The 21,399-nt window shown below is 73.0% G+C and carries 18 protein-coding genes and 1 tRNA gene; 11 read left to right on the top strand and 8 right to left on the bottom strand.

Annotation, left to right across the window (positions count from 1 at the left end; all coding sequences use genetic code 11):
• Positions 1-25: 25 nt before the first annotated feature.
• Positions 26-256, top strand: coding sequence for a hypothetical protein (locus ACH4K1_RS11700; RefSeq protein WP_398088692.1), 231 nt, complete (start codon positions 26-28; stop codon positions 254-256).
• A gap of 204 nt (positions 257-460) precedes the next feature.
• On the opposite strand, the gene ACH4K1_RS11695 is transcribed toward ACH4K1_RS11700, so the two are convergent.
• The 5 genes from ACH4K1_RS11695 to ACH4K1_RS11675 all read right to left on the bottom strand — a co-directional run bounded on the left by ACH4K1_RS11695 (position 461) and on the right by ACH4K1_RS11675 (position 6,407).
• Positions 461-955, bottom strand: a complete 495-nt coding sequence (locus tag ACH4K1_RS11695) for a hypothetical protein (RefSeq protein WP_398088865.1) — start codon at positions 953-955, stop codon at positions 461-463.
• A 671-nt stretch (positions 956-1,626) separates the two neighbouring features.
• On the bottom strand, positions 1,627-2,547 hold the full coding sequence (locus ACH4K1_RS11690) for an S-methyl-5'-thioadenosine phosphorylase (protein WP_398088691.1): 921 nt from the start codon (positions 2,545-2,547) through the stop codon (positions 1,627-1,629).
• Positions 2,548-2,785: 238 nt separating this feature from the next.
• Positions 2,786-3,124 (bottom strand): FmdB family zinc ribbon protein, encoded by a 339-nt coding sequence (locus tag ACH4K1_RS11685; protein ID WP_398088690.1) that lies wholly within the window; start codon positions 3,122-3,124, stop codon positions 2,786-2,788.
• Positions 3,125-3,190: 66 nt separating this feature from the next.
• Positions 3,191-4,471 carry an MFS transporter gene (locus ACH4K1_RS11680; protein ID WP_398088689.1) on the bottom strand — a complete coding sequence of 427 codons (1,281 nt, stop codon included), beginning with the start codon at positions 4,469-4,471 and terminating at the stop codon, positions 3,191-3,193.
• Between the two features lie 334 nt (positions 4,472-4,805).
• Positions 4,806-6,407, bottom strand: coding sequence for a potassium/proton antiporter (locus tag ACH4K1_RS11675; protein ID WP_398088687.1), 1,602 nt, complete (start codon positions 6,405-6,407; stop codon positions 4,806-4,808).
• 278 nt (positions 6,408-6,685) lie between these two features.
• On the opposite strand from ACH4K1_RS11675, the gene ACH4K1_RS11670 reads away from it, so the two are divergent.
• Positions 6,686-9,430 carry a penicillin acylase family protein gene (locus ACH4K1_RS11670; protein ID WP_398088685.1) on the top strand — a complete coding sequence of 915 codons (2,745 nt, stop codon included), beginning with the start codon at positions 6,686-6,688 and terminating at the stop codon, positions 9,428-9,430.
• A gap of 24 nt (positions 9,431-9,454) precedes the next feature.
• Here the strand turns inward: ACH4K1_RS11670 and ACH4K1_RS11665 are convergent, their stop codons facing one another.
• Positions 9,455-10,081: a 5-formyltetrahydrofolate cyclo-ligase gene (locus tag ACH4K1_RS11665; RefSeq protein ID WP_398088683.1), complete on the bottom strand. Its 627-nt coding sequence runs from the start codon at positions 10,079-10,081 to the stop codon at positions 9,455-9,457.
• Between the two features lie 93 nt (positions 10,082-10,174).
• Between ACH4K1_RS11665 and galU the strand changes: the two genes are divergently transcribed.
• From galU to ACH4K1_RS11625, 8 genes are all read left to right on the top strand, one after another.
• Positions 10,175-11,077, top strand: a complete 903-nt coding sequence (gene galU / locus ACH4K1_RS11660) for a UTP--glucose-1-phosphate uridylyltransferase GalU (protein WP_398088681.1) — start codon at positions 10,175-10,177, stop codon at positions 11,075-11,077.
• Positions 11,078-11,081: 4 nt separating this feature from the next.
• The gene (gene glp, locus ACH4K1_RS11655) at positions 11,082-12,392 is read left to right on the top strand and encodes a gephyrin-like molybdotransferase Glp (RefSeq protein WP_398088679.1); all 1,311 of its coding nucleotides are present in this window, start codon (positions 11,082-11,084) and stop codon (positions 12,390-12,392) included.
• Between the two features lie 99 nt (positions 12,393-12,491).
• Entirely contained in the window at positions 12,492-12,992 is a 501-nt protein-coding gene (moaC, locus tag ACH4K1_RS11650; RefSeq protein ID WP_398088677.1) for a cyclic pyranopterin monophosphate synthase MoaC, read from the top strand.
• Positions 12,989-13,552 (top strand): molybdenum cofactor biosynthesis protein B, encoded by a 564-nt coding sequence (locus ACH4K1_RS11645; RefSeq protein ID WP_398088675.1) that lies wholly within the window; start codon positions 12,989-12,991, stop codon positions 13,550-13,552. The genes moaC and ACH4K1_RS11645 overlap by 4 nt, the downstream gene beginning before the upstream one ends.
• A 17-nt stretch (positions 13,553-13,569) precedes the next feature.
• Positions 13,570-14,199 (top strand): GNAT family N-acetyltransferase, encoded by a 630-nt coding sequence (locus ACH4K1_RS11640; protein WP_398088674.1) that lies wholly within the window; start codon positions 13,570-13,572, stop codon positions 14,197-14,199.
• A 157-nt stretch (positions 14,200-14,356) separates the two neighbouring features.
• On the top strand, positions 14,357-15,556 hold the full coding sequence (glpR, locus tag ACH4K1_RS11635; protein ID WP_398088672.1) for a gephyrin-like molybdotransferase receptor GlpR: 1,200 nt from the start codon (positions 14,357-14,359) through the stop codon (positions 15,554-15,556).
• Positions 15,557-15,651: 95 nt separating this feature from the next.
• A tRNA-Ala gene (locus tag ACH4K1_RS11630) sits at positions 15,652-15,728 on the top strand.
• A gap of 622 nt (positions 15,729-16,350) precedes the next feature.
• Positions 16,351-17,880, top strand: coding sequence for an alanine/glycine:cation symporter family protein (locus ACH4K1_RS11625; protein ID WP_398088670.1), 1,530 nt, complete (start codon positions 16,351-16,353; stop codon positions 17,878-17,880).
• A gap of 104 nt (positions 17,881-17,984) precedes the next feature.
• Here the strand turns inward: ACH4K1_RS11625 and ACH4K1_RS11620 are convergent, their stop codons facing one another.
• Positions 17,985-19,337: an FAD-dependent oxidoreductase gene (locus ACH4K1_RS11620; protein WP_398088669.1), complete on the bottom strand. Its 1,353-nt coding sequence runs from the start codon at positions 19,335-19,337 to the stop codon at positions 17,985-17,987.
• A gap of 179 nt (positions 19,338-19,516) precedes the next feature.
• Here ACH4K1_RS11620 and ACH4K1_RS11615 point away from each other — a divergent pair, with 179 nt between their 5' ends.
• Entirely contained in the window at positions 19,517-19,882 is a 366-nt protein-coding gene (locus ACH4K1_RS11615) for an ArsR/SmtB family transcription factor (RefSeq protein WP_398088667.1), read from the top strand.
• A gap of 187 nt (positions 19,883-20,069) precedes the next feature.
• On the opposite strand, the gene ACH4K1_RS11610 is transcribed toward ACH4K1_RS11615, so the two are convergent.
• On the bottom strand, positions 20,070-21,347 hold the full coding sequence (locus ACH4K1_RS11610) for an APC family permease (RefSeq protein ID WP_398088665.1): 1,278 nt from the start codon (positions 21,345-21,347) through the stop codon (positions 20,070-20,072).
• Between the last annotated feature and the right edge of the window lie 52 nt (positions 21,348-21,399).

The raw sequence follows: 21,399 nt of genomic DNA, 5'->3' as shown, positions 1-21,399 counted from the left end.
CGGCGTGCCGCCGTACCCTGGAGACATGAGTGCCGCCCCCGCCCCCCGACCGCGCGATGCGAAGCAGCAGGAGCAGCAGCCGCAGGAGCGGCCGCCCGGGGAACCGAAACCCCGGCCTGTTCTGATCTTCGACGATCCGCTGGACCGACAGTCGGCGGACGATACGGACCAGGGGTGGGGCGAGCGGCCTCCGGCCGGCGGCAGTGCCGCGGACCTCGCGCGCTTCCTGGACGAGAAGCCGCCCCACCACATCTGAGCGGCGGCCCGGCGGGCTGCCCGCCCTCGCGCGGGCCCGCGGCAACAGTCCTGTCGGCGCCGCCCGGGCCTTCCTCCACGGCCGAGCGGCGCGGGTCGGCAGTGCCGCCGCCCGCGGGCGCACGGGGCCGGGCGGTCGTGCCCCCGCCCGAGACCGGCCCGGGCCGACAGGCCGTCATCCCCCGCCACGGTGAGCCGCCCCTCCTCAGTGCGCATCGGACACCGCCACGGCCAGCCGCCCCGAAACGCCCGCGCCCAGCAGCGCCGTGGCCGCCGACCGCTTCACGGACAACACCACCAGCGCCCCCGGGCCCGCCCCGGCCCCCGGGCCTGAAGTGGCGAAGCCGTCCGCCGCGTGCTCGCCGGGCCCCGTCCCGGACCCCGGCACCTCTGCCACCCGTGCTCCCCGGGCCACCACCCGCGCCTCGCCGCTCCCGTCACCGACCGCGATCACATCGACCCGGTCGCCCGGGCGCAGCAGCCGTACCGTCTCCGGGTCCGCGATCCGCACCGGGGCGGACACCAGCCGTACGGATGCCCGGCCCGCCCCCGGCGGAGCCTCCGAAGGGCGGGCCACCCCGTCGGCGCTGCTCAGGCCCGTGGTCGCCAGCGCCGCTCCCGCCAGCGCGAGTCCCGCCGCGGCCGCACGCCGCTGACGGCGCAGCATCCGGCGGAGCCGGTCCGCGCCGCCGCCCCGCACCCGCAGCGGAGCGAACGGCCCCACCCCGCACGGTGCGGGCACCGGGGAGGGAGCCCGGGGCGGCGGTTCTCCGCGCCCCCCGGAAGCGGAGACGGGAGGGGAACCGGAAGGACGCGCGGCAGCGGGGGAGCGGGGTGCGTTGTGCCGGCACGAGGAAGGGGCGGAGGCGAAGGAGGAGGCGAAGGAGGAGGCGGAGGAGGAGGCGAAGGAGGAGGCGGAGGAGAAGGACGGAACGGGAGCGGGCGCGGGGGGAGACGAGGACCGGGACATGGCACCACCTGGGATCGGGCCGACGCGCGCCAGGAGAGGCGCACGGAGAAGGGGGGTCCGGACCGGCCGACCCGGCCGAACCCCCCTCACTCTCCTCGGTCCGAGCAGGTCCCGCTGGGGCCTGTGGACGGCCTCGGGATTGGGGAAAACTCCGCCACTCGATCCGGTGACGATCCACCCCGCCCGGTGGGCCCCTCCCGTACGGGGAACCCCCCGGTGGCGGCCCCGTACGGCGAAACCCGCCCCCCGGTAAGGCCCCTGTACAGGGAAACTCGCCCACCCCGTGAGGCCCCCGGTACGGGGAAACCCGCCCTGCCCCGGGAGGCTCCACGGCGACCCCGCCCCGCCGAAGCGGCCGAGTGCCGGTGGCGGCGGGCCGGGTCCGCGGCTCGCGACCCCCGCTACGGCAGCGTGATACCCGTGTCGATCCCGTCCAGAGCGCGGGCGCAGGCGCAGTCGCGACCCCCGGTCTGCGGCAGTCCGGCCACCGCGTCGAACAGCACCGAGCGCAACCGGTCCACGTTGGCCGCGAACACCTGGAGCACTTCCTCGTGGGAGACGCCTTCGCCCGCCTCGGCCCCCGCGTCCAGGTCGGTCACCAGGGTCATCGTGGTGTAGCAGAGGCCCAGCTCCCGGGCGAGGACCGCCTCGGGATGCCCCGTCATGCCCACCACCGACCAGCCCATCGCCGCGTGCCAGCGCGACTCCGCGCGGGTCGAGAACCGGGGGCCCTCGACCACCACCAGGGTGCCGCCGTCCACCGGCTCCCAGCCCCGACCGCGAGCAGCCGCGAGCGCCGCCTTGCGACCTGCGGGGCAGTAGGGGTCGGCGAAGCCGAGGTGGACGACGTTCGGCACGGTTCCGTCGGGCCGGGGCTCACCGTCGTAATAGGTCTGCACGCGGGTCTTGGTGCGGTCCACCAGCTGGTCGGGGACGAGCAGGGTGCCCGGTCCGAACTCCGGCCGCAGCCCGCCCACCGCGCACGGCCCGAGCACCTGGCGGACCCCTACGGAGCGCAGCGCCCACAGGTTGGCCCGGTAGTTGATGCGGTGGGGCGGCAGGTGGTGGCCCCGTCCGTGGCGGGGCAGGAAGGCGACCCTGCGGCCGCCGAGTTCACCGAGGAAGACCGAGTCGCTCGGCTTGCCGTAGGGGGTGTCCACGGTGACCTCGGTGACGTCCTCCAAGAAGGAGTAGAAGCCCGAACCGCCGATGACACCGATCTCCGCCGTGCCCCCGGCGTCCGCTGCGCCCGTGCTCGTCAGGGCCGTGTCCGTGCTCGCCGTACCCGTGCCGGAGCCCGTTTCCGTATGTGCGTTCGCCATGCGGTCACCGTATCCGCAAGGAGCGCGCCCCGGACGGACGCCCGCGCACGCCCCCGGATGGACACCCGGGCACGGACACCCGCGCACGCCCCCGCACGGATACCCGTGTGCAGGCCCCCACGGGGACCTCCCGGCGGGCGCCCGCGCAGGGCTCCCTACAAGGGCGCCCGCACAACGCCCGGACCCCGCCGAGGGGCTCGGCGGGGTCCGGGGAAAAGCCGGTGGGGCGTACGCGGGCTCAGGCGGCCGACGTACCGCTCGACGAGGCCGGCGTGGAGGCCGACGACGAGGAGGAGGCGGACGACGACGCGCTCGCCTTCGTGTCCGAACCCGACGACGAGGACGACGTGGAGTCGGACGACTTCGAGGACGTCGACGCCGGCGTGCTGCTCGACGAGGAGCCGCGGCTGTCGTTCCGGTAGAAACCGGAACCCTTGAAGACGATGCCGACCGCGGAGAACACCTTCTTGAGGCGTCCGTCGCAGTTCGGGCACACGGTCAGGGCATCATCGGTGAACTTCTGCACCGCCTCGAGGCCCTCGCCGCACTCGGTGCACTGGTACTGGTAGGTCGGCACTTGCTCCTCCTGGCACTCTCACTCAATGAGTGCTAACGACGCTCCATACTGACGTATTCCGGCGGTTCAGTCCACCGTGACCGGCTCGCGGTGACCGATCCCACGTGCCACGGTGCGCTCCGAGGGCGGGGGAGCCAGCCGGGAACGCAGGGCCAGCAGGGTCACCAGCGCCAGCGCGGTTCCGGCCAGCGGCACCAGGAAGCCGGTGCTCGCACCGTGGGCGTCGGCGAGCTGCCCCGCGGCGGTCACGGCCGCCGCCTGGCCCAGCGCCACCGCGCCCGTCAGCCAGGTGAACGCCTCGGTACGGGCGGTGGCGGGCACCAGCGCCTCGACCAGCGTGTAGCCGCTGATCAGGGCCGGGGCGATGCAGAGGCCGACCAGCAGGCCGAGCCCGGCCAGCAGCGGCACCGAGTGCACGGCCCACAGCCCGGACGCGGTCAGGGTCAGCGCCACGTACCCGACGATCAGCCGGCGGCGCGGGCTGCTCTTCCAGGCGATGGCGCCGCAGGCGATTCCGGCCAGCATGTTGCCCGCCGCGAAGATCCCGTAGAGCACGCCGTTCACCCCGGGGTGGCCGATCTCCTCGGAGAACGCGGTCAGGGAGACCTGCATCCCGCCGAAGACCGCGCCGATGCCCAGGAAGGTGACGATCAGGACGCGGACGCCGGGCACGGAGAGCGCCGAGGCGTGCGGTTGGTCCGCGGTGGCCGCGGGGCGGGGGGCCGGCTGGGTGGCCCGCTGCGCGGCGAAGAGCAGGCCGCCGAGCAGGGTCAGGGCGGCCTCGGTGACCAGTCCGGCCGCCGGGTGCACGCCGGTGCACAGCGCGGTGGCGATCACCGGGCCGAGCACGAAGGTGAACTCGTCCGTCACCGACTCGAACGCGGCCGCGGTGGACATCAGCGGGGAGGCGGGCCGGTCGCCGGAGGCCCCCAGCATCGCCGCCCAGCGGGCCCGCACCATGGGGCCGATCTGCGGGATCGACGCCCCGGTCGGCACGGCGGCGGCGAACAGCGCCCACAGGGGCGCGTCCGCCAACGCCAAGGCGGTCAGGACGCTCACCGAGGCGGTGTGGAGGAGGACCCCGGGCAGCAGGACGGCGCGCTGGCCGAAGCGGTCGGCGAGCTTGCCGCTCTGCGGGGCGAACAGCGCCATGGAGACGCCGGAGACGGCCGCGACGGCGCCCGCGCTGCCGTACGAGCCGGTCGTGTGCTGTACGAGGAGGACGATGCTGATGGTGAGCATCGCGAAGGGCTGCCGTGCGGCGAAGCCCGGGAGGAGGAAGGTCCACGCACCGGGGGTGCGCAGCAGTTGCCCGTATCCGGGGCGGTCGGAGACCGTGGTCGCCACGGTCCTTGCCTTTCTGCCGCCTGGTAGCCCTGCTTCCCGGCGCCCTCGTGGGGCGGGCCGGACGGAAGCGGCCGAGAGCTGTCCTCTTCGCGCGGAACTGCGGTAGATGCCGGGTGACTCGCTGCCATCGGCGGGAGAGCCGCCGGGCGAAGAGGCACCACGACCGCCATACGGTCGCGCCAGCTCTGCTTCAGACAGAGTTGGTCGATCAGGTTTCCTTCATGCTACAGGCAGGAAAGGCTGTGCGCCTGTGAATGCGCACAGCGCTTCCCCGCCCGCCTGTGATCGGGGACGCGTTCTGCCCCGCCCGCCTGTGTTGTCCCCCGGTGATGATTCAGGAGCGTCGGGAGGATTCAGGAGCGCGTCCGGCCCTGCTGCCGTCGGCGCCCGTGCCCGTCCGTGAGGCGGCCCCGGCCCCGCCGAGCTTCTTCGCCAGCTTCATGGCCTGCGGTATGGCGGACCCGGCGTGCGGGCCCGCCGCGCCGGGCGAACCGGACGCGGGGGACCCGCCGGGGCCCAGCCAGCCGGCCAGCTTGCCGCCCTCGGCGACCGCCCGCAGCCGCTCCTCCGTCCGGTCGCGCACCGGGTCGGTGGCCACCACCAGCAGTTCGTCCCCGCGCCGCAGGACCGTCGCCGGGGACGGCACGAAGCTCTTGTTCTCCCGGACCACCAGCGTGACCCCCGCGCCGGCCGGGAGCCGCAGCTCACCGACCTCGACGCCGTGCATCTTCGACTTGGCGGGGACGGCGACCGAGAGCAGGTGTCCGCGCAGCCGCTCCAGCGGCGCCGACTCGATGCCGAGGTCGTCGGCCTCGGCCGGGTCCTCGGCGATGTTCAGCTTGTTCGCGACCCAGGGCAGCGTCGGGCCCTGGATCAGGGTGTAGACGATGACCAGGACGAAGACGATGTTGAAGATGCGGGTGCTGCCCTCCACCCCGGACACCATCGGGATGGTCGCCAGGACGATGGGCACCGCCCCGCGCAGTCCGGCCCAGGACATGAGGGCCTTCTCGCGGGCCGGCAGCCGGAACGGGGCGAGGCTCAGGAAGACCGACAGCGGCCGCGCCACCATCGTCAGCACCAGGCCCACCACCACGGCCGGCCAGAAGTCGTCGATCAGGTCGTGCGGGGTGACCAGCAGGCCGAGCAGGACGAACATGCCGATCTGGGCCAGCCAGCCGAGCCCGTCGGCGAATCCGCGGGTGGCGGGCCAGTGGGGCAGCTTGGAGTTGCCGAGGATCATGGCCGCGAGGTAGACGGCGAGGAACCCGCTGCCGTGGGCCATGGCGCCCGCCGCGTACGCCGAGACGGCGATGGCCATCACGGCGATCGGGTAGAGACCGGAGGCGGGCAGGGCCACGTGCCGCAGCCCCAGGGAGCCCAGCCAGCCCACCGCGATGCCGATGGCGGCGCCGATGGCCAGCTCCATGGCGATCTCCGCGACCAGGACGTACCAGTGCTCGACCGGGCCGACCGCGGAGAACGCGACGACCAGGATGACGACCGGGGCGTCGTTGAAACCGGACTCGGCCTCCAGGACCCCGGTGATCCGGGGCGGCAGGGGCACCCGGCGCAGGACGGAGAAGACGGCCGCCGCGTCGGTCGAGGAGACGACCGCGCCGATGATGAGGGCCTGGCGCCAGTCCAGGCCGACGAGGTAGTGCGCCGCGGCGGCGGTGACGCCCACGCTGATGCCGACGCCGACGGTGGAGACGACGGCCGCCGCCGGCAGGACCGGTCTGACCTCTTTCCACTTCGCTCCGAGCCCGCCCTCGGCCAGGATGACGACCAGGGCGGCGTAGCCGAACACCTGGGTCAGCTCGGCGTTGTCGAACTTGACGTCGAAGATGCCGTCCTGCCCCAGGGCGATCCCGATGCCGAGATACAGGAGCAGGCTGGGGAGTCCGCTGCGCGAGGAGATCCGTACCGCCGCCACGGCGACGAGCAGGACGAGCGAGCAGACGAGCAGGAGTTCGTTGAGCGCGTGGACAGTCAGGGTCCGTTTCCTTCCCTGCGTGCGCCTGCCGGATCGTCCTCCGGCAGCCAGGTACTTCGTTACCTTACCTAATCTTTAACGATTCCTTGACGGGTTCGAGCGTTCGTGCGAGGAAGACGCAAATGGATGCATCCCCATACCGCGTCCGAGTGGCTTCTCCGCTGCGCCTATGGTTGCTCCTGCACTCCCAGGACCACCCTGCCCCTCGAAGGACAGCGATGCCCGCCAACACAACCGCCTCTTCCGGCCCTTCCGACGCGAAGAAGCCCGGCAGGAAGAAGGGGCGACGCGCCCGCCTGTTCGTGCTCGTCCTGGTGCTGGCGCTCGTCGCGGGTGTCGGCTACGGGACGTACTGGTCCGTGTCCACCGTGCGGGCCTCGTACCCGCAGACCACCGGATCGATGACCCTCGACGGCCTTTCCGGGGAGGTCGAGGTCAAACGCGACGCGTACGGGATTCCGCAGATCTACGCGGACACCGACGCCGACCTCTTCCGCGCCCAGGGCTTCGTCCACGCCCAGGACCGCTTCTGGGAGATGGACGTCCGGCGGCACATGACGTCGGGCCGGCTCTCCGAGATGTTCGGCTCCGGCCAGGTGGAGACCGACTCCTTCCTGCGCACGCTCGGCTGGCGGCAGGTGGCGCAGAAGGAGTACGACGAGGTCCTGGACGAGGGCACCAAGAAGAACCTCCGGTCGTACGCGGATGGCGTCAACGCCTACCTCAAGGGCAAGGAAGGCCGGGACATCTCGGTCGAGTACGCGGCGCTGGGGCTGACCAACGACTACCGGCCCGGCGAGTGGACCCCCGTCGACTCGGTGGCCTGGCTCAAGGCGATGGCCTGGGACCTGCGCGGCAACATGCAGGACGAGATCGACCGTTCGCTGCTGACCAGCCGCCTCGACAAGGACCAGATCGAGGACCTGTACCCCGGCTACCCGTACAAGCAGCACAAGCCGATCGTCGAGAGGGGCGCGGTCTCGCCGGTCACCGGGAAGTTCGACCCCGAGGCGACGCCGTCGGACAACGTCGGCTCCGCGACGCCCGAGGGGGCCGCGGAGGGCCTGAACACGCAGCTCGCCGCCCTCTCCGACACCCTCGACGCGATTCCGGCGCTGCTCGGCCCGAACGGCAACGGCATCGGCTCGAACTCCTGGGTCGTCGACGGGAAGCACACGACGTCCGGCAAGGCGCTGCTCGCCAACGACCCCCACCTCGCGCCGATGCTGCCCTCCCTCTGGTACCAGATGGGGCTGCATTGCCGTGAGCTCTCCGAGAGCTGCCAGTACGACACGGCCGGCTACACCTTCTCCGGGATGCCCGGTGTGATCATCGGTCACAACCAGGACGTCTCCTGGGGGCTGACCAACCTGGGCGCCGACGTCACCGACCTCTTCCTGGAGAAGGTCTCCGACGACGGCTACCTGTACGACGGGAAGACCCGCTCCTTCAAGACCCGTGAGGAGACCATCAAGGTCGCCGGCGGGAAGGACCGGAAGATCACCGTCCGCGCGACGAACAACGGGCCCCTGGTCTCCGACCGCAGCAAGGAGCTGGACAAGGTCGGCCGGAAGGCGCCCGTCAGCAACGCCGCCCCCGACCGGGCCGACGGCTACGCGGTGGCGCTGAAGTGGACCGCGCTGGAGCCCGGCAGGTCGATGGACGCCGTCTTCGAGCTCAACCGGGCCAAGGACTTCACCACCTTCCGGGCGGCCGCCGAGAAGTTCGAGGTCCCCTCCCAGAACCTCATCTACGCCGACACCGAGGGCAACATCGGCTACCAGGCCCCCGGCAGGATCCCGGTGCGCTCCGAGGGCTACGACGGAACGCGTCCGGCGCCGGGCTGGGATCCGGATTACGCGTGGAAGGGCTACATCCCCTTCGACGAGCTGCCCTACGAGTACAACCCGGACCGCGGCTTCATCGTCACCGCCAACCAGGCCGTCATCGACGAGAAGAAGTACCCCTACCTGCTGACCGAGGACTGGGGGTACGGCGCCCGCAGCCAGCGGATCAACGACCTGCTGACCCAGAAGATCAAGGGCGGCGAGAAGGTCTCGACCGATGACATGCAGAAGATCCAGATGGACGACTTCAGCGAGATCGCCGCGCTGCTGACGCCCGAGCTGAAGAAGATCAACATCTCTGACCCGAGCGTCCGCGAGGCCCAGAAGCTGCTGGAGGGCTGGGACTACTCCCAGGCGTCCGACTCCGCCGCCGCGGCGTACTTCAACGGCGTCTGGCGCAACATCCTCAAGCTCGCCTTCGGCAACAAGCTGCCCAAGGAGATGCGCGTCAAGGGCGACTGCATCAACGTCCCGCCGGCCAAGAACAGCGGCCCGGCCGACCAGCAGAGGAAGCTCGTCCGCGAGTGCGGTCAGCGCGACGGGGACACCGCGCAGCCGGACGGCGGCGACCGCTGGTTCCAGGTGGTCCGCGAGATCGTGGACGACCAGGACAACGCGTGGTGGAAGGCGCCCGCCCGGGGCCGCGAGGAGGCCCTGGAGAGCCGGGACGACCTGTTCGCCCGCGCGATGGAGGACGCCCGCTGGGAGCTGACCGCCAAGCTCGGCAAGAACATCGACACCTGGAGCTGGGGCCGGCTGCACCGGCTGACCCTGACGAACCAGACCCTCGGCACCGAGGGCCCCGGCCTGCTCCAGCGGGCGCTCAACCGCGGCCCCTGGAACCTCGGCGGCGGCGAGGCGGCGGTCAACGCCACCGGCTGGAACGCGGCGAGCGGCTACGAGGTCGTCTGGGTGCCGTCGATGCGCATGGTCGTCAACGTGGGCGACTGGGACAAGTCCCGCTGGATCAACCTCAGCGGGGCCTCCGGGCACGCGTTCCACGCCCACTACACCGACCAGACCGACAAGTGGGTCGACGGCGAACTGCTCGACTGGTCCTACGGGAAGGAAGCGGTCGACGCGGCCACGGTCGACACGCTGACGCTGAAACCGTAGGGGCCGGGCCGCCGCCCGGGAGGCTCACGAAGCGAAGCGGCGCGTTCCGGCCGGGGTGACCACGGCGTCCACGGGGTGGTCGTGCGGTTCCGAGGGAACCCGCGCGACCACCTCGTTCCCGTACAGGAGCACGACGAGCGGAGGGTGCGCCCCGGCCGCCGCCAGCCGGGCCAGCACCCGGTCGTAGCTGCCGCCGCCGCGCCCCAGCCGCATCCCGCTCCCGTCCACCGCCAGCCCCGGCAGCAGCACGGCGTCGGCCTCCAGGACGGCGGCCGGGCCGAGGCGCGGCCCGGCCGGTTCGAGGAGGCCCCGTCCGGCGGGCAGCAGCCGCTCCGCCCCCTCGTACGCGGCCCAGTCCAGGTCGTTGTCGGGCAGGAGGACCGGCAGCAGCACACGCGCCCCCCGCTCGCGCAGCGCTTCCAGGAGGTCGCGGGTGCCCGGTTCGCGGCCCACGGAGACGTACGCGGCGACCGTCCGGGCCCCGGCCAGCTCGGGCAGCAGCAGCGCCGACCCGGCGAGGAGCGCGGCGGTCCGGGCCACGTCCTCCTCTGTCAGGAGGGCCCGCGCGGCGAGCAGTTCGCGGCGGAGGAGGCCCTTCGCGGAGGCCCTCGGGGAGGGACCGGCGAGGAAACCGGACCTGTCCGTGCTCATGTGTGACTCACGCGACTCTCTTATAGGCATATGTCAGGATGAAGTTAACCGGAATATCGACCTTCGGCCGTGTGCAGCCGGTAAGGTCTGCCCATGACTCAGTCGCGCCCCAGGATCAGCAAGGCCGTCATTCCGGCAGCAGGTCTCGGCACCCGGTTCCTGCCCGCCACGAAGGCCACTCCCAAGGAGATGCTGCCTGTCGTCGACAAGCCGGCCATCCAGTATGTCGTCGAGGAGGCCGTCGCGGCGGGCCTCTCCGACGTGCTGATGATCACCGGTCGCAACAAGCGTCCTCTTGAGGACCACTTCGACCGCAACTACGAGCTGGAGTCCGCCCTCACCCGCAAGGGCGACGCCGAACGCCTCGCCAAGGTCCAGGAGTCCAGCGACCTGGCCACCATGCACTACGTCCGCCAGGGCGACCCCCGCGGCCTCGGCCACGCCGTGCTGTGCGCCGCTCCGCACGTGGGCGACCAGCCCTTCGCGGTGCTCCTCGGCGACGACCTGATCGACCCGCGCGACCCGCTGCTGGCCCGGATGGTCGAGGTCCAGGAGCGCGAGGGCGGCAGCGTCGTCGCGCTGATGGAGGTCGAGCCCTCCCAGATCCACCTGTACGGCTGCGCGGCGGCGGAGGCCACCGTCGACGGCGACGTCGTCCGTGTGACCGACCTGGTCGAGAAGCCGGACCCGGCCGACGCCCCCAGCAACCTCGCCATCATCGGCCGGTACGTCCTGGACCCCGCGGTCTTCGACATACTGCGACACACCGAGCCGGGCCGCGGCGGCGAGATCCAGCTCACCGACGCGCTCCAGCTGCTCGCCGCGGACGAGACGATCGGCGGCCCCGTGCACGGCGTCGTCTTCAAGGGCCGCCGCTACGACACCGGCGACCGCAGCGACTACCTGCGCGCCATCGTCAGACTGGCGTGCGAACGTGAGGACCTGGGGCCGGACTTCCGGACCTGGCTGCGCAAGTACGTCGCCGAGGAGATGTGACCCCGTGAGCAGCACGATCTGGTCGGTCGACGAGCACCTGGACGACATCCTCGCCTCCGTGCGTCCGCTGGAGCCCATCGAGCTGCAACTGCCCGACGCCCAGGGCTGCGTCCTCGTCAAGGACGTCGTCGTGGAGGTGGCCCTGCCGCCCTTCGACAACAGCTCCATGGACGGTTACGCGGTCCGGGTCGCCGATGTCGAGGGCGCGAGCGAGGAGTTCCCCGCGGTCCTCACCGTCATCGGCGACGTGGCCGCGGGCAGCGCGGGGCTCGCCGACGACCAGGTCGTGGGACCGGGACAGGCCGCCCGCATCATGACGGGCGCCCCGCTGCCCCCCGGCGCCGAGGCCGTGGTCCCGGTCGAGTGGACCGACGGCGGTACGGGCGAGGGCCCGGCCGCCGCCATGCGGGCCCACAGCGACGCCCCCGAAGGCGCCACCGGGGAGGTCCGGGTGCACCGGCCCGTCGCGGCGGGCGCCCATGTGCGCGAGGCCGGCGGCGACGTCAAGCCGGGCGACCTGGCCCTGGCCGCCGGATCGGTCGTCGGCCCGGCGCAGATCGGGCTGCTCGCGGCGATCGGCTGCTCCACCGTGGTCGTCCGGCCCCGCCCCCGGGTGGTCGTCCTGTCCACCGGCAGCGAACTGGTCCAGCCCGGCGAGAAGCTGACCGCCGGCCAGATCTACGACTCCAACAGCTTCGCGCTGACGGCCGCCGCCCGGGACGCCGGGGCCATCGCCTACCGGGTCGGCGCGGTGACCGACGACGCCGAGACGCTGCGCGCCGCCATCGAGGACCAGCTGATCCGCGCGGACATCGTCGTCACCACGGGCGGCGTCAGCGTCGGCGCGTACGACGTCGTCAGGGAGGCGCTCTCCTCCGTGGGCGACGAGGACGAGCCGGGCAGCGGCGTCGAGTTCCGCAAGCTCGCCATGCAGCCCGGAAAACCCCAGGGCTTCGGCTCGATCGGCCCGGACCACACCCCGCTGCTGGCCCTGCCGGGCAACCCGGTCTCGTCGTACGTCTCCTTCGAGCTGTTCGTCCGCCCCGCCATCCGCGCCCTGATGGGCCTCGACGACGTGCACCGCCCCACGGCCCGCGCCCGGCTCGACGTGGACGAGGCGCTCACCTCGCCGCCGGGCCGACGCCAGTTCCTGCGCGGCCGTTACGACGCGGAGGAGGGCACGGTGAAGCCGGTCGGCGGCTCCGGCTCGCATCTGATCGCCGCGCTGGCGCAGGCGGACGCGCTGATCGTGGTGGACGAGGACGTCGTCTCGGTCGAGCCCGGCACGGAGACGGACGTGATCCTGCTCCGCTGACCGCCGCCCCGTGGCGGTACGGTATCTGCCGCCGTGCCTTCCGGAGGTCCCCCTCCGGGCCCGAGGCCCACCGGCGCCCCTACCGCTAGGCGGAGTGAGTTGAGTACGCAGAACAGGCTGACGCACATCGACGAGGCGGGCGCGGCCCGGATGGTCGACGTGTCGGCGAAGGACGTCACCACCCGCGTCGCCCGCGCGTCGGGCCGGGTGCTCGTCGCGCCGCGCGTGATCGAGCTGCTGCGCGGCGAGGGGGTGCCCAAGGGCGACGCCCTCGCCACCGCCCGGATCGCCGGGATCATGGGGGCCAAGCGCACCCCGGACCTGATCCCGCTCTGCCACCCGCTGGCCGTCTCCGGGGTGAAGGTCGAGCTGGCCGTGGCCGACGACGCGGTGGAGATCACGGCGACGGTGAAGACGACGGACCGCACGGGCGTCGAGATGGAGGCGCTGACCGCGGTGTCGGTGGCGGCGCTCACGGTCGTCGACATGGTCAAGGCGGTCGACAAGGGCGCGGTCATCACCGACGTCCGGGTCGACGCGAAGTCGGGCGGCACCTCCGGCGACTACCGGCGCCCCGCGCCCGAGGGAACCGACGCGTGACCCCGCCCGAGCACGAGACCCCCGCCCCCGGGCCGCACGCGCCGCAGACCTCCGCCGCGCCGCGCACCCCGTACCGCGCCCTCGTCGTCACCGCCTCCAACCGGGCCTCCGCCGGGGTGTACGCGGACAAGGGCGGCCCGCTCATCGCCGAAGGGCTGGCGGGACTCGGCTTCACGGTCGACGGCCCGCAGGTCGTGCCGGACGGCGACCCGGTCGAGGCGGCCCTGCGCGCGGGCGTCGCCGCCGGGTACGACGTCATCGTCACCACCGGCGGTACGGGTATCTCGCCCACCGACGCCACCCCCGAGGCCACCCGCCGCGTCCTCGACCACGAGGTCCCCGGGATCCCGGAGGCGATCCGGGCCGAGGGCCTGGCCGAGGTGCCGACCGCCGCGCTCTCCCGGGGGCTGGCGGGCGTGGCCTCCCGCACCCTGATCGTCAACCTCCCCGGCTCCACGGGCGGGGTGAAGGACGGGCTCGCGGTCCTCGGCCGCCTCCTGGTGCACGCCGTCGACCAGCTCCGCGGCGGCGACCACCCCCGGCCGGGGAGCCCCAACTGAACATCGCGACCTGGCCGGTGACGCTGAGGGACGGCGAGATCGTCCTGCGCCCGATAAGGATGCGCGACCAGCGTGCCTGGCGCGAGGTCAACCGGCGCAACCGCGACTGGCTGCGCCCCTGGGAGGCCACGATTCCGCCGCCCGCCCCCGGCGGCCCGGTCGCGCAGCGCCCCACGTACCGGCAGATGGTCCGCCACCTGCGCGCCGAGGCGAACGCGGGGCGGATGCTGCCGTTCGCCATCGAGTACGAGGGCCGGCTGGTCGGCCAGCTCACGGTCGCGGGGATCACCTGGGGCTCGATGTGCTCCGGGCACATCGGCTACTGGATCGACCGGGGCGTCGCCGGGCGCGGGGTCATGCCGACGGCCGTGGCCCTCGCCGTGGACCACTGCTTCCGCACGGTGGGCCTGCACCGTATCGAGGTCTGCATCCGCCCGGAGAACGCACCGAGCCGCCGGGTGGTGGAGAAACTCGGATTCCGTTCGGAGGGCGTGCGCCCGCGCTATCTGCACATCGACGGGGCCTGGCGGGACCATCTGATCTTCGCCCTCACCGCCGAGGAGGTTCCCGACGGGATGCTCCGGCGGTGGCGCAGGTCGAGGCCCGGGACACCGCGCGATCCGGGACCGCCGGAAGAAATGAAATAGGTGTTCGAATATGATCGCCGGCCGACCGTAAGAGGACGGACGAACGACGGTTGTCGAATCGAACCATCACAAAAAAAGTCGTTGATATCAGCCAGTTCGTGCGACACACCGGGCCAATTGGCGGATCCTTCCGTGCAAACCCCTCTACGGTGTGAGCGTGAGCAGCAGCGGCCTCATCTACGCAGTCATCGTCGGGGCCTGGGCCGCCTACTTGGTGCCGATGTGGCTCCGCAGGCAGGACGAGCTGAACGAGGCCCGTCCGACAGAGCGCTTCAGCACCGCCATCCGGCTGCTGTCCGGCCGGGCGGCGATGGAGCGCCGGTACGCCAAGGAGCTGCGGGAGCGCACCGCCGAGGAGGCGGGGCCCGACGCCGACCCGGACCGGGAAACGGACCGTATGGAGTCCGTGGACGTCCGGGCCTTCGCCGCGCCTCCGGCGCACACGGAAGCCAGACTGGGCGACCCGGCGCACGCGCCCGAACGCGCCCACGGGGGCCCGGCGTCCGACCGGCCGGCGCACGAGCGCAGGGCCGGACACCACGCCCCGGAGCGCCAGGCGCACGACCGCCGGTCCGGCGAGCGCCCCGCCGAGCAGGCGCCGTTCGCCCGGCAGCGCCCGCACACCGACGCCGAACGGGCCCGGCGCGCCCAGCGCTCCCAGGTCCTGGCGCGGCGCAGGCGCACCACCGTCGTCCTCTTCCTCGCCTTCACCCTCGGCGCGATCGTCGCGGCGGTGGGCGGTCTCGCCTTCCTCTGGGCGCCCGCCGTGCCGGCCGTGCTGCTGAGCACGTACATCGTGCACCTGCGCGCCCAGGAGCGACGGCGGTTCGCCTTCACCATGGACCGCCGCCGGGCCGAGGACGCGGCGCAGCGGCTGCGCGAGAACCGCCCGCGCAGGCACCAGCCCGCCGCCCCCGACGCCGTCGAGCCCGACGACGACCAGGAGGCCCACGCCGCCGAGCCGGAGCCCACCCCCACGGTCTCCCCGCAGGAGGCCGGCCGCCGGGCCCTCGTCGAGCAGACGGACCACGCGGAGTGGGTGGACCAGCAGCGTGAGCGCGGCCGCGTCCAGGGCGACAGCTGGGAGCCCGTCCCCGTGCCCCTGCCCACCTATGTCACCGCGCCTGTCGCCCCTCGGGCCACGGGCGGCGTGGAGGTCGGCGACCCGGAGACCTGGAGCGCGGCCCGCTCCAGCACCGCCGAGCCGCAGACGGGCACCTCGCACCCGACGCCCCCCTCGGTCGACCCGGCGCCGCGCCAGCGCACCCCCCAGTCCCGCCGCAACCGCGACCGGGGCCGCACCCCCCTCTTCGACCAGTACGACGACGAGGACCGGCCGCGCGCGGCCAACGAGTGACACGTGTGGGGCCCGGAAACCCCGACACCGCTGACCAGCGGAGGAACGGATTTCCAAGCACCCCCTGGAGGGTGCTAGAGTTTCACACGTCGCAAGGGCCTGTGGCGCAGTCTGGTAGCGCACCTCGTTCGCATCGAGGGGGTCTGGGGTTCAAATCCCCACAGGTCCACCAGCGGCCCGTTTCACGAGGTCACTCGTGAAGGGTTCACGAAATCCCGTCCGGTTGTTTCAACTGGGCGGGATTTCGTGGTTTTCGGGCTGAGTGCGACGCGCATGCCGTCCGGACGCGTACCGGCGGCCGCTCCCCGTCGCGCGGCCCGGGCGGCGGGAATTCCCCCGCGGCGGTCCCGGGCGCCGTGCGGAGGAAACCGGTCCCGCCTGCTCCGCCTCGGCGGACCGCCCCTCAGGTCCGCTGCGTTCCGGGCGGGTTGGCGCCGGCGGGGAGGGGCTCTGCGGGGCTTCTCCGGTGCGTGGTGATGCGGCGCCGAGAGTCCGATAAACGTGCCTCGCGCTTCGGATAGCGATGCCCCCCTCATCCGGCCGATTCGCCATCGCTTCCCCCGAGCGTGACCTGCGTCACTAAAGTGTCGGCAAAGGGCGTGGTACAAATACCCGACTTCGCAGGCGGGACCGCCGAGGCGGAGTGCCGGAGCCGATCCGGCGTCGTACCTCCGCCCCGCGTGACGCACCAGGTCGCCGCACCGGACCAACGACGTTCGCCTGCCCCCCCCCACCGCACACCGAACGGCGAAGACGCCCCCGGTCGCCGTTCCCGCGTCATCGAGGAAGCCAACGTGTCACTCGAATCCATAACCGAGAACGTCGACGAAGCCGTCAGCGGGTTCTTCGAGCCCATAGCCACCTGGCTCGGCGAAGTCGTCTTCTACGCCGTCCCCGTCGGGGGGACGGACCTCCCGCTCATCGTCGCCTGGCTGGTGGTGGCGGGCCTCGTCTTCACCTTCTGGTTCGGGGGCGTCCAACTGCGAAAGTTCCGCCTCGCCGTGAACGTGGTGCGCGGCAAGTACGACGACAAGGACTCCGCCGGCGAGGTCAACCACTTCCAGGCGCTGACCGCCGCCGTCTCCGGCACGGTCGGCCTCGGCAACATCGCCGGTGTCGCCGTCGCCGTCTCCATCGGCGGCGCCGGAGCCACGTTCTGGATGATCCTCTGCGGTCTCCTCGGGATGGCCACCAAGTTCGTCGAGGTCACCCTCGGGGTGAAGTACCGCGAGGTCCACGCCGACGGCACCGTCTCCGGCGGACCGATGCACTACCTGCCCAAGGGGCTCGCCGAGCGCTTCGGGAAGAACGGCAAGACCTTCGGCAAGGTCCTCGCCGTCCTCGCCTCGATCATGATCCTGTTCTTCGGCCTCTTCGGCGGCAACCTCTTCCAGGTCAACCAGTCCTACGCGCAGCTCGTCTCCGTCACCGGCGGCGAGGACGGTGTGGTGGGCTCCTCCGCCGGCGCCCTCTTCTTCGGCATCCTCGTCGCCGCCCTCGTCGGCGTCGTCCTGCTCGGCGGCATCCGTTCCATCGCCCAGGTCACCAGCCGGCTCATCCCCGCCATGGCCGGGATCTACATCGCCGCCTGCCTCGTCGTCATCCTCGTCAACGTCACCGCCGTGCCCGCGGCGATCGGCGAGATCATCGAGGGCGCGTTCAACCCCGAAGGCGTCGCGGGCGGTGTGCTCGGCGCGCTGATCATCGGGTTCAAGCGTGCCGCGTTCTCCAACGAGGCCGGCCTCGGCTCCGCGCCGATCGCCCACTCCGCGGTCAAGACCAAGCACCCCGCCAGCGAGGGCCTGGTCGCCCTGCTGGAGCCGTTCATCGACACCGTCGTCATCTGCACCATGACCGCGCTGACCATCGTCATCGCCAACCCCGCCAGCTGGGGCGAGGCCCGCACCGACGAGTCCATCGGCGGCGTGACGATCACCTCGGACGCCTTCGAGACCGTGCTGCCCTGGTTCCCGTACGTCCTGACCGTCGCGGTGCTGCTCTTCGCCATCTCCACGGTGCTCACCTGGGGCTACTACGGACTCAAGGCCTGGACGTACCTCTTCGGCCGCAGCCGCACCAGCGAGATCGTCTACAAGTCCCTCTACACGCTCTTCGCCGTCGCCGGGTCGCTGCTCACCCTGCAGACCCTCATCGACCTGGCCGACGCGGTGCTCTTCTCCCTCGCCGTCATCAACATCATCGGCCTCTACCTCCTCGCCCCCGTCGTCAAGCGCGAACTGGGCACGTTCCTGACGTACGTCCGCAGCCGCGATGCGGGCGGGGACGCTCGCGACGAGGACGAGCCGGTGAAGACGGACGCCTGACCGCCCTCCGCCCCCACGACCGCGGGGCCGTGACCCGTCCTGGGCCACGGCCCCGCGGCCGTCGCCGGGGACGCGCGCGCCCGGGGGCGAGCGCCTGGCCGCGGTCAGCAGCCGCCGGAGGAGGCGGGGGTCTCGCCGCCGATGGTCACCGGGGTGGGAGCCGTGCAGCAGCCGCTGCCGCCGGCCCGGTCCGCCTCGGGCTCGTCGAAGAGGCCGGCCCCACCGCAGACACCGGTCTCGGGCAGGGTGAGTTCGACCCGCTCGGCGGCTTCCCGGTCGCCGGCGAGGGCGGCGGCGACCGAGCGGACCTGCTCGTAGCCGGTCATGGCCAGGAAGGTGGGTGCTCGGCCGTAGGACTTCATGCCGACGAGGTGGACGTCCTTCTCCGGGTGGGAGAGCTCCTTGGCCCCGTGCGGGTGGACGGTGCCGCAGGAGTGCTGGTTCGGATCGATGAGAGGGGCGAGCCCGACGGGGGCCTGGAGGCGCTCGTCGAGGCCGAGGCGGAGTTCGGAGACGAAGGACAGGTCCGGGCGCAGGCCGGTGAGCACGATGACCTCGTCCACGGGGTCGAGGCGGCGGCCGTCCTCGGCGACCAGGACCACCTGGTCGCCCGCCCTCTCGACCGACCCGGTGCGGAAGCCGGTGACCGCGTCGGCGTGCCCCTCGTCGACGGCGGCCTTCGCGGCGAGGCCGAGGGCCCCGCGGGCGGGCAGCTGGTCGGCGGCCCCGCCTCCGAAGGTCGAGCCGGAGATGCCCCGGCGCACCACCCACACCGCGTGGGTGCCCTTCTCCTGCCGTGCGAGGCCGGCCAGCGAGGCCAGGGCGGTGAAGGCGGAGGCCCCGGAGCCGATGACCGCGGTGCGCCTGCCGGCGTAGCGGGAGCGGACGGCCGGGTTCCCGAAGTCGGGGATCCGGTAGGAGATCCGGTCGGCCGACGCCTTCTCGCCGATCGCGGGGAGACCGTCGCCGCCGAGGGGTCCGGGGGAGGACCAGGTGCCGGACGCGTCGATGACCGCGCGGGCGGTGAGGCGCTCCTCGGAGCCGTCGGAGCGGCGCACGTGGACGGTGAAGGGCTGCCGCTCGCGGTCGGCGTCCACGGTGCGGTCCCGGCCGCGACGGGAGACGCCGGTCACGGTGGCGCCGTAGCGGACCTTGTCGCCCAGGACGTCGGCGAGCGGCTGGAGGTACTTCTCGGCCCAGTCCGCCCCGGTGGGACAGATCGTGGCGTCGGGGGAGGACCAGCCGGTGGGCGCCAGGAGCTCGGCCGCGGCGGGGTCGACCACTTCGGGCCAGGGGGAGAACAGGCGTACGTGGCCCCACGCGCGCACCGCGGCCCCCGCCTCGGCCCCGGCCTCCAGGACCAGGGGGTCGAGACCGCGGCCGGTGAGGTGGGCGGCGGCGGCGAGGCCGACCGGGCCGGCGCCGATGACGACGACGGGAAGCTGGTGTTCGTTCATGGCGGGTGGCCTCCTGGGACGGGCCGGCGGGCGACCGGGGGACGGGGGTGGGGGCGTCCCGCCCTCCGGCGGTGTGCGGTCGCCGGGGGACGGAGGCGGACGCCAGTGATTCGATGGTTGTCGATGTCTCCTGATATGCGGAGCTTGCCACTCGCATCTACGGGTGTCAATATAGACACATGTCGAATTCACGAACGGGGAAGCCGCCGGTGGTGCTCGTGGGGCAGGTGGAGCCGTGCTGTCCGCCGCTCACCTCGGCCGAGCTCTCGCAGGCGGACGCGGAGAGGATGGCCGCGATGTTCAAGGCCCTGGCCGACCCGGTGCGGCTGCGCCTCTTCTCCAAGGTCGCCTCGCACCCGGACGGGGAGGCGTGCGTGTGCGACATCGCCGACGTCGGCGTCTCCCAGCCGACCGTCTCCCACCACCTGAAGAAGCTGCGCGAGGCCGGTCTGCTCGCCTCCGAGCGGCGCGGTACCTGGGTGTACTACCGGGTCGAGCCGTCGGTGGTCGCCGGAATGGCGGCTCTTCTCGGCGGCCCCGGATGATCGGGCGGGACTGCTGGGCGGCGGTCGGCCCCTACCGCCGGGCGGGGGAGCCGGACGCCGGGGGGAGAGAGGCGGCGGCCGGTACCGGTCGTGCCGCTGCTCCTCGGGGCGGTCGGGGCCGACGCGCGGAGTTCTCGGCGACGAAAGGCCGTGAGGTGGTCTCGGCCCGGGCCGACGCAGGGAGCGCTCACGGCTCCCGGCGGCCGGCGACGAGGCGCCGGATGCCGTAGGCGGCTGCGCCCAGGGCGAGTACCGCGGTCCCGGTGAGGACCGAGGAGGCGGGCAGGGCGAAGGCCAGGACCAGGCAGCCCGCCAGCCCGACCGCCGGGACGGCGCGGGGCGGGCGGCCCTCGGCCCGGGAAAGCGTCCAGGCCGAGGCGTTGGCGACGGCGTAGTAGGCGAGCACGCCGAAGGAGGAGAACCCGATCGCCCCGCGTACGTCCACCGTCGCGGCGAGGACCGCCACCACCGCGCCCACCGCCAACTCGGCCCGGTGCGGCACCTGGTGGCGGGGGTGGACAGCCGCCAGGACGTGCGGCAGATGCCGGTCGCGGGCCATCGCCAGGGTCGTACGGGAGACGCCGAGGATCAGGGCCAGGAGGGAGCCGAGCGCCGCGACGGCCGCGCCGACGCGGACGACCGGGGCCAGCCAGGGGGCGCCTGCGGCCCGCGCGGTGTCCGAGAGCGGCGCGGTGGCCTCCGCCAGCCCCCGCGGGCCCAGCACCAGGAGGGCGCAGACGGCGACGAGGGCGTAGACGGCCAGGGTGATGCCCAGCGCGATCGGGATGGCGCGGGGGATGGTGCGCGCCGGGTCGCGGACCTCCTCGCCCAGGGTGGCGATGCGGGCGTACCCGGCGAACGCGAAGAACAGCAGCCCCGCCGCTTGGAGCACACCGCCCGGATCGGCATCCGGACCGAGGGTCAGGCGGGCCGCGTCCGCCTCGCCGGAGGCGAAGGAGGCGACCACCACCGCGGCGAGCACGGCCAGCACCGCGGCGACGACGGCCCGGGTCAGCCAGGCGGACTTCTGCACCCCGGCGTAGTTGACCGCGGTCAGCGCCACCACGGCGGCGACCGCCACCGCGTGGGCCTGTCCCGGCCAGACGTACGAGCCCACGGCGAGCGCCATGGCCGCGCAGGAGGCGGTCTTGCCGACCACGAACCCCCAGCCCGCCAGGTACCCCCAGAAGTCGCCGAGGCGTTCGCGGCCGTAGACGTACGTGCCGCCCGAAGCCGGGTAGCGGGCGGCGAGCCGGGCGGAGGAGGTGGCGTTGCAGTACGCCACCGCCCCGGCGAGCGCGAGGCCGATCAGCAGCCCGGAGCCGGCGGCGTGCGCGGCGGGCGCCAGGGCGACGAAGATCCCCGCGCCGATCATCGACCCCAGGCCGATCATCACGGCGTCGGCCACGCCGAGCCGCCTCCGCAACTCGTCCGGCACGCCGTCGGGGACGGACCGCTTGGTCATGGCTGACTCCTCGGTGGCTCGGGCACAGCCGTGCCGGAAGACGATATCGGTA

Source organism: Streptomyces sp. NPDC017448 (genome assembly GCF_044330565.1).
In the GTDB taxonomy this organism is placed as follows: Bacteria; Actinomycetota; Actinomycetes; order Streptomycetales; family Streptomycetaceae; genus Streptomyces.
Note: the sequence above shows the minus strand (reverse complement) of the source record. Positions and strands in the feature narration are given on the sequence as shown.